Origin of the sequence: Caballeronia mineralivorans PML1(12) (assembly GCF_001028175.1) — a bacterium.
GTDB classification, from domain to species: Bacteria; Pseudomonadota; Gammaproteobacteria; order Burkholderiales; family Burkholderiaceae; genus Caballeronia; species Caballeronia mineralivorans.
The window spans coordinates 44,177-51,864 of record NZ_AEJF01000160.1 but is presented as its reverse complement, the minus strand read 5'-3'; the positions used below and the strand labels follow the sequence as shown (position 1 = coordinate 51,864).

5 protein-coding genes are annotated in these 7,688 nt (G+C 60.9%); 3 read left to right on the top strand and 2 right to left on the bottom strand.

Annotation, left to right across the window (positions count from 1 at the left end):
* Window positions 1-2: 2 nt before the first annotated feature.
* The gene (gene gspD / locus EOS_RS26885) at window positions 3-2,321 is read right to left on the bottom strand and encodes a type II secretion system secretin GspD (RefSeq protein ID WP_047895227.1); all 2,319 of its coding nucleotides are present in this window, start codon (window positions 2,319-2,321) and stop codon (window positions 3-5) included.
* A 661-nt stretch (window positions 2,322-2,982) separates the two neighbouring features.
* On the opposite strand from gspD, the gene EOS_RS26880 reads away from it, so the two are divergent.
* Window positions 2,983-3,429 (top strand): lytic transglycosylase domain-containing protein, encoded by a 447-nt coding sequence (locus EOS_RS26880; protein WP_087882004.1) that lies wholly within the window; start codon window positions 2,983-2,985, stop codon window positions 3,427-3,429.
* Window positions 3,430-3,628: 199 nt separating this feature from the next.
* On the top strand, window positions 3,629-4,789 hold the full coding sequence (locus EOS_RS26875) for a GTP-binding protein (RefSeq protein ID WP_047895232.1): 1,161 nt from the start codon (window positions 3,629-3,631) through the stop codon (window positions 4,787-4,789).
* An 84-nt stretch (window positions 4,790-4,873) separates the two neighbouring features.
* On the opposite strand, the gene EOS_RS26870 is transcribed toward EOS_RS26875, so the two are convergent.
* A complete protein-coding gene (locus EOS_RS26870; protein WP_031364544.1) occupies window positions 4,874-5,152 on the bottom strand; it encodes an HU family DNA-binding protein in 279 nt (92 codons plus the stop codon).
* Between the two features lie 435 nt (window positions 5,153-5,587).
* Between EOS_RS26870 and mnmC the strand changes: the two genes are divergently transcribed.
* Window positions 5,588-7,471: a bifunctional tRNA (5-methylaminomethyl-2-thiouridine)(34)-methyltransferase MnmD/FAD-dependent 5-carboxymethylaminomethyl-2-thiouridine(34) oxidoreductase MnmC gene (gene mnmC / locus EOS_RS26865; RefSeq protein WP_047895226.1), complete on the top strand. Its 1,884-nt coding sequence runs from the start codon at window positions 5,588-5,590 to the stop codon at window positions 7,469-7,471.
* Window positions 7,472-7,688 lie beyond the last annotated feature (217 nt).

Genomic DNA, 7,688 nt, shown 5'->3' with positions numbered 1-7,688 from the left:
GCTCACGGCTGCACTCCGGGCGTCGCGGTGGAAGGCGCGACGGGCACAGGGTTGACCTGGACAGCACCATTGGTCGCCGGCGCGGGAGCCGACTGCGGTGGCGCCATCTGCTGGCGCCGCATCTGGTCAAGATTGAACAGGTTCATCGCGGCCGAGCCGCCTTCGGCCGGGCCGATCGGCTTCGGCGGCACCACCGGATCGTCGTTGTCCTTGATCAGGTTGTTGTCCGACTTGTACGCACCCTGCACGCCCTGGATGTAGTCGTAGCGGTTCGACGTCACGGCCTGAGCAGTATTGCGATCGGTGATGATCACGGGGCGCAGGAACACCATCAGGTTGGTCTTGGCGCGGGTCTTCTGTTCCGAACGGAACAACTGGCCGATCCAGGGGATATCGCCCAGCAGCGGCACCTTGCTGTTGCTGACCTGGTAGTTGTCCTGCATCAGGCCGCCCAGCACGATGATCTCGCCGTTATCGGCGAGCACCGTCGACTGGATCGAGCGCTTGGTGAACTCCGGGCCGGACGGGTTGGTCGTCGGGTTGGTCGTGCCGTTCACGATCGCCGAGTCTTCCGTGTAGAGCTGCAGCTTCAGGATTCCGCCATCGGTGATCTGCGGCTTGATGTGCAGCGTCAGACCGACGTCGACGCGGTCGAACGTATTGAACGCGTTGCTCGTGGTGCCGCTCGTGAGATTCGAATACGAACCGGTCTGGATCGGCACGTTCGTGCCGACAACGATCTTGGCTTCCTCGTTGTCGAGCGTGATGAGGTTAGGTGTCGACAGCACGTTCGCGTCGGCGGTCTGCGATAGCGCCTGCAGCAGCGCGCCGAGCCCCTGCACACCGAAAATGTTGTGCACCCAGCCAACGTTGAGCCCCTGCTGGATATTCTGGTTCGCGAGCGCCCCGGCAAGACCGCCGCTGGTGGTGGTCGCGGCGGCTATCGCGGCTGCACCCGTCAGGTTGATGATGCTGTTGCCGGAGCCGGTCGCCAGATTCGTGCCGGCAAAGATCGAATTGTTCGCGACCTGCCACTGAATGCCGAGATTGGCGTTCGTGTTCGAGTTCAGTTCGACGATCAGCGCCTCGATATAGACCTGCGCGCGCCGCGCGTCGAGTTGGTCGATCACCGCCCGCAGGTTGCGGTACACCGAGTCCGACGCCGTGATGATCAGCGAGTTGGTGGCAGAATCCGCCTGGATCATGCCGCCTGGCTGATTGTCGTCGCTCTTTTCCTTGTCGCCGCCGAGCAGGCCGCCGGAACCGGAACCGCCGCTCGAGCCGTATGCACCTCCTCCCCCACTGCCGCCCATCGGCGACGCTGTCGAACTGCTTCCGAGTCCGCCCGACGGTAGCGGTGGCGTACCCGCTGTACCCGTCGAACTGCTGCCAAACGAACCGCCGCCGCTCTGGTTGAATGAATTCGCGTCGTTCGAGCCGGCCGACGAGCCAGTATCGCCGCCTTTGCCGAGCATCCCGCGCAGGGTCTTCGCGAGCTTCGTCGCGTCCGCGTTGCGCAGCGCCACGACGTGCATGTTGCCGGGCTGTCCGGTCGGCCCGTCGAGCTGTTTTGCGAGGGACGCCGCCGCGTTCAGCCGGCCGGCGTTTGAAGCGCGCAGCAGCAGCGAGTTGGTGCGGGGGTCGGCGGTGACCGATACCTTCAGCGTCGTGTCGGTGCTGCCGATCGAGCCCGGATCGAGCATCTTCGTGAGCTGCTGCGCGGCGTCGATCGCGTTCGCGTTTTTCAGCGGCACGACCTGGACCTGCTGGCCCGCCGCCGTATCCACGCCCGCGATGATCTGCGCGATACGCCGCACGTTGTCAGCGTAGTCGGTGACGACCAGCGTGTTGTTCGCCGGATAGGCCGCGATCGTATTGTTCGGCGAGATCAGCGGACGCAAAACGGGCAGCAAATTATTGGCCGATTCGTTCCTCAGCTGGAACACCTGCGTGACCACCTGGTCGCCGCGCGCAACCGGCGCGTTGCCGACGTAGGTCGGCACGCCCTGCAGCTTGGCGTCGGCTTCGGGCACGACTTTCAATACGCCGTGGTCCTGCACCAGCGCGAAGCCCTGCATCCGCAAAGCCGACTGCAGGGTCTTGAGCGCCTGATCTTCAGGCACCGCATTTTCGGACACGAGATTCAACTGACCTTTCACGCGCGGGTCGACGATGATCGTCTTCCCCGTCGCGGCACCGATCGCCTTCGCTACCTGATCGATATCCGCATTGACGAAATTCAGTGTCACCTGTGCGTGCGCAAGTTGCGTGGTGACAAGTCCAGCCACCAGCAAAGCCGTCGCTAAGCGACGCAATGCCATATGTTTTCTTCTCATGGAGTGTGATGTCTAGACCTGCTGATCACGCCGCAGCAGACCAATCGCATTGCGCGTCTTTCGACGCGTTTAATGCCGCGATGGCCTGAAACAGACGTTTCCAGGGCCGGTGCCCGGGCAATGCCATATCCCAAAAACGTGAACCATAGCAGCTTTTCATGTCACCTTTGTCACAAAAGAACTAATTCTCGGCCGACGATCCTCAAAATACTAAAGTGCCTGAACGCGGAAAAAAATCTTCATATAAAAACAGAGTTGATTTAACCCTTACTTGATGCTTTCACTCTGCCAGGCGCGGCATATTTGATATATTTTGGCTGCTTCGCCTGCACAGGCGACGCATTTGGGTCCGGTCCGCTTATAAAGACAGACGCGGCTAATCGCGTTGACCTGGGAACGCCCTTCATTTAATTGGCGCCACATGACTTGGCTATGTCGGATGGGTGAATTTAAAACCCAATAGTCTGCCGGTATGATACGGGCGGATTAGCGCGATGGATGCGTCTTATGCGGGTGGGTTTTCCCGCATTTACCGAGTATTAGCAGTTTTTACCAGATGTTACAGGGTTTTGCCGATGAAGCGATGCCTTCGCCGCAGCCACGCGCGGAGCTCGGACACGCAGTCGATCAAGACGGTACCTCTATGATGAAAATGTTTTTGCGACTCTTTGCGATGGGATTCGGCGCCTTGCTGGCAGCCGCGCCCGCGCACGCCGACTGTTTCGACGAAGCCGCCAAGTATCAAAAGGTCAATCCGCTGATCCTGCGAGCGATCGCGTGGCAGGAGTCGCACAACCAGCCCGACGCGATGAACAAGAACGCGAACGGTTCCATCGACTATGGTTTGATGCAGATCAATTCCGTCCACTTGGGCCAGCTCGCGCAGTACGGCATTTCGACCACCACGCTGATGCAACCGTGCAAGTCGGTCTATATCGCCGCGTGGCATTTGCGCCAGAAGATGAACAAGTATGGCAACACGTGGCAAGCAGTCGGCGCTTATCACTCGGAAACACCGACGCTGCGCGACCAGTATTCAAGGCAGATCATCAATATCCTGGGCAAGTGGAAGCTGCTGACGGCATCGCGCTGATTCGGGTTCGTTTCACTTCGTTTTCGCCCGGCTGTTTCTATATCTTCTGATTTTCATCGCATGGCGCGGCGTTCCAGCCGCGTTTGATGCACAATTCCGCGTTCCAGCTCGCCGCCTTTACAGGCGGGTTTTCTTGAAAGCGCCACCGTTTTCAGCGGCCGCTCGCGCGACTACGCGCCTTCTTTCAATGTCAAACGCGATGAATCAGCCACTGCCAGTCACCGTGCTTGCCGGCTTGCCAGGCGTAGGCAAGACCACGCTGCTCGACCATTTGCTCGCGCATCACGCCGGAGCCGGTATCGCAGTCGTTCGCGGCCGGATCGACGACCTGTCGGGTGAAATCGCCGGCGTTGCCGCCGAAGATCGCTTCGATGCGATCGTGGTCGAAGCGTCCGGTACCGACGATCCACAGGTGATTGCGGAAAGCCTCGTCTTCGATAACGACATCGCACGCCTCGACACGATCGCGACCGTCGTCGATGCGGAGAGCTTTTTGCGCGATTACGCGTCGACCGATGCGCTGAGCGAACGCGAAATCGCAAGTGATGACCACGATGACCGGACGATCGTAGAGGTACTGATCGCGCAGATCGAGTTCTGCGATGTGATCGTGATCAACAAAACGGATCTCGTCGATACCGCCGCCCTGGCGAAACTCAGGCGCATCCTGCACGCGCTCAATCCGCGGGCCGAACTGATCGATGCGCGTTTAGGCGCTGTGCCTTCCAGCGAGTTGATGAACACGAACCGCTTCGACTTCGACGCGACCTCCAGCGCGCCAGGCTGGCTGGCGATGCTGAACGCCGATCCGGATTCCGCGTCGGCGTTTGCGGCGGATGACCGTGGCATCGGCGGTTTTGTTTATCGCGCACGCCGGCCGTTTCATCCCGAGCGGCTGTGGGCACTGGTGCATCAGGAATGGCCGGGTGTCCTGCGTTGCAAGGGCTTTTTCTGGCTGGCGACGCGCAGCGATATTGGCGGATCGCTGTCGCAAGCGGGCGGCACGTTGCGGCACGGTCCGGCGGGCATGTGGTGGGCAGCGCAGGATCGCAGCGAATGGCCAACCGGCGATGCGGAGCTGGAAGCGGAAATTGCCGCAGACTGGTACGGCGATGCCGACGATATGACTATCGGCGACCGGCGTCAGGAACTGGCGATGATCGGAATCGGCCTGGATGAGCCGCATTGGCGGGCTGCATTCGACGCCTGTCTTCTCACCGATGAAGAGTGGTCGCGCGCTTCAGAGGCATCGTTCGGCGATCCGTTTCCATCGTGGGAAATGGACGAGGATGAGCACGATCACGACCATGATCACCATGACCACGGCGACGATTGCGATTGCGGCGCCCACGGACATTAATCCGCACGCTCACGGATGAAATCTCCGCTGCGGGCGAAAAAAAACCCGCCAGAGGCGGGTTCGATACTGACAATCGGCTACAACTTACCGCTTGTTCACTGCGTCCTTGAATGCCTTGCCAGCCGTGAACTTGACGGTCTTGGCGGCCGGAATCTTAATGGATTCGCCGGTCTTCGGATTACGGCCGGTGCGCGCTGCGCGCTTGCCCGAGCCGAAACTGCCGAAGCCAATCAACTGCACGGCGTCGCCCTTCGAGACGGCCTTCTTGACCACTTCGAGCAACGTATCCAGCGTTTCGCCGGTTTGAGCCTTGCTGGCGCCGGTCTGAGCGGCCACGGCGTCGATCAGTTCCTGTTTATTCATTAAGGTTCCTTTATCAGTTTAGGTTGACACGAACAGCGCGAACGCGCCGATTATACGTGCGCGGGCCTTGCAGTCCAGTACTGGCGCGGGTCTAGCCCCCTCGCCCACTATTCCGGCAAACCCTTACACCCCGGCCGCCGGGCCACCTCCTTACTCGGCGGTTGTTATCATAACGCAGCGCAAACCCAATCAGGATAAGGGTTTCGAAGATTTAAGCATGACCGGACGCAAGTGAAAACCTTTTCCCGCAACGGTTTCATGCAAGCAATCCTTTCGTACTGGGGGTTTCACCCTTCGTTGGTTTTTGCCAACGGTTCTGGGACGATCCGGCGTTCACGCGCGAAGCCTTACCCCTATTAGCTTTGAGGGATCGCAGCGCAGCATCGGAAAAGCACCCCGACGCTCATATCATCAGCAGGCTTTCAAACCTTTCGTATGACCCATTCCTTTTGTAGCGAAAACGTGCTTGTCGATCGCTCGCGTTGGGCTCGGCGGCGCAATTTCTCGGTTCTGCAGGCGCAATTCGACGCTGGGCGGTTGTTTATCGACACATGGGCTGCGTGGCGCGACGATCCGCAGCGCTGCGAGCGCCTGCACTTCGTCGCAGTCGGGCCGCTGACGTCGCTTGATGTTCCCGATGTCTTCGCCGATCAGCCCGAGCTTTCCCAATCGCTAATCGATGCCTGGCCGATGCGGGTTGCAGGGCTTCATCGGCTCGAGTTCGAACAGGGGCGCGTGGTATTGACGTTGGCTATCGGTGAGTTGGGCAGCGTGCTGCAGAAGCTTTGGTTGCGTGCGGATTCCTTTTACCTGCGTCTCTCCGATACCGATGTGAAGCTTGCATATATCGTCAAAGCGCTGGCGCGCGTCGCAGGGGATCAGGCGACACTTTGCGCCGAGGCACATCCGCTGCTTTCGCGCGCGCTCGAAGATGCGGGTTTTGTCTGCGATGGCGATGAGACCCCGGGCAAGGCATACGTGAGCGCGCGCTTCGCGCCGCGCTGGCGCGTGCGGCGTCATGAACCACCGGTTGCGTTGGCGATTGAAGCGCTGACGTTCTCGGCAGAGTCTTTGACGGGCGCCACGCCAAGATCGCCTTCCTCGCAGCCACTCTCCCTACGCCATGCAATCGTCGTCGGGGCTGGCCTCGCCGGCTGTGCGATTACGGAACGCCTTGCCTCCAGAGGATGGCGCGTCACCCTGATCGAGCGCCACGACGATCTGGCCCGCGACGCATCGGGCAATCCCGCCGGCGTTTTCCATCCGATCGTCTGGCGCGACGACAGCATCGCCGCCCGCCTCACGCGCGCCGGATTCCTCTACGCACTTCACCGATGGTCGGAGCTCGAACGCGCTGGCCACAATCTTGAGCGCAGCCACGAAGGCTTGCTGCAAATCGCGGATTCCCCCGACGATGCGCGCGCGATTGCATCGGCGATGGCGCGTTTCGGCTTGCCGGCGTCCTACGTAATCGCCGTCGATGAACACGAAGCCACGCGCCTCGCTGCTCAGCCCGTCGCGCGGCCCGGATGGTTTTTCCCCCGCGGCGGCTGGATTTCTCCAGCCGCGATATGCGCAGCACAATGCGCGGCCGCGGGCGATCTGCTAACGACGCGCTTCGGCACGGAAGTCGCGCGTATCGAACGGGAAAACGCCACATGGACCGCCTTCGATACCGCTGGCCACGCACTCGCCCAGGCCCCTGTCGTGATCCTTGCGAACGCCGGCGATGCGCAACGCATCGCCGGGCTTCACGGACTTCCGACCTGCGGCGTGCGAGGCCAGCTCACGCTGCTGAACACGAGTCCACTGGATGGCTTACGCGTGCCGATTGTCGGCGATGGCTACGCCGTGCCGCTCGGCGCCCATCGCACGTTGACGGGCGCGACCTACGATATCGACGACACCGACGCCCGGATCCAGCCCCTCGGCCACACCGAAAACCTCGAACGCATCGCCAGAATGTTGCCGGCGATGACCTCGTTTGAACCGAAACCTGAAGTGCTCGAAGGCCGGGTGGCTTTCCGGTCGGTGACGAGCGACCGCATGCCGATGATCGGCGCCCTCGCTGACGAATCCGCCGCACGTGCCGACGCGACGCGTCTTTCCGGTGCATGGCCGCTCGATTTGCCGCGCTCGCCCGGTTTATACGGCGCGTTTGCGTTCGGTTCACGCGGACTGGTGTGGTCGACGCTCGCCGCCGAGCTGATCGCGGCGCAAATCGAGGGTGAACCGTGGCCAATAGAACGCGAACTGGCCGAAGCCATCGATCCGGCACGCTTCCTTCTACGTGCCTTACGACAAGGCGAGTTCAGCTAAAAACCTTCGCCGGAAAATTATCCACTGCGGCCTGTGGATAACGTGGCGAATTTCGCGCGAATGACCTGTGTACTCGCTGTGGGCGTAAACGGGACAACTCGGCCGCCCGACGAATCCGGCTAAAGTTGTTCCGTGTTCACCCTCTGGCGCCCACATCTTCACGATGCGCTTATGCGTCCTACAAGCGTTTGTAAACGCTGGCGAAAATAGAGTTATC

Bases quoted from the DNA above. Each gene is read 5' to 3' on its own strand.
- EOS_RS26875 (WP_047895232.1), top strand. From the start codon at position 3,629: ATGAATCAGCCACTGCCAGTCACCGTGCTTGCCGGCTTGCCAGGCGTA.
- EOS_RS26870 (WP_031364544.1), bottom strand. From the start codon at position 5,152: ATGAATAAACAGGAACTGATCGACGCCGTGGCCGCTCAGACCGGCGCC.
- mnmC (WP_047895226.1), top strand. From the start codon at position 5,588: ATGACCCATTCCTTTTGTAGCGAAAACGTGCTTGTCGATCGCTCGCGT.
- gspD (WP_047895227.1), bottom strand. From the start codon at position 2,321: ATGGCATTGCGTCGCTTAGCGACGGCTTTGCTGGTGGCTGGACTTGTC.
- EOS_RS26880 (WP_087882004.1), top strand. From the start codon at position 2,983: ATGAAAATGTTTTTGCGACTCTTTGCGATGGGATTCGGCGCCTTGCTG.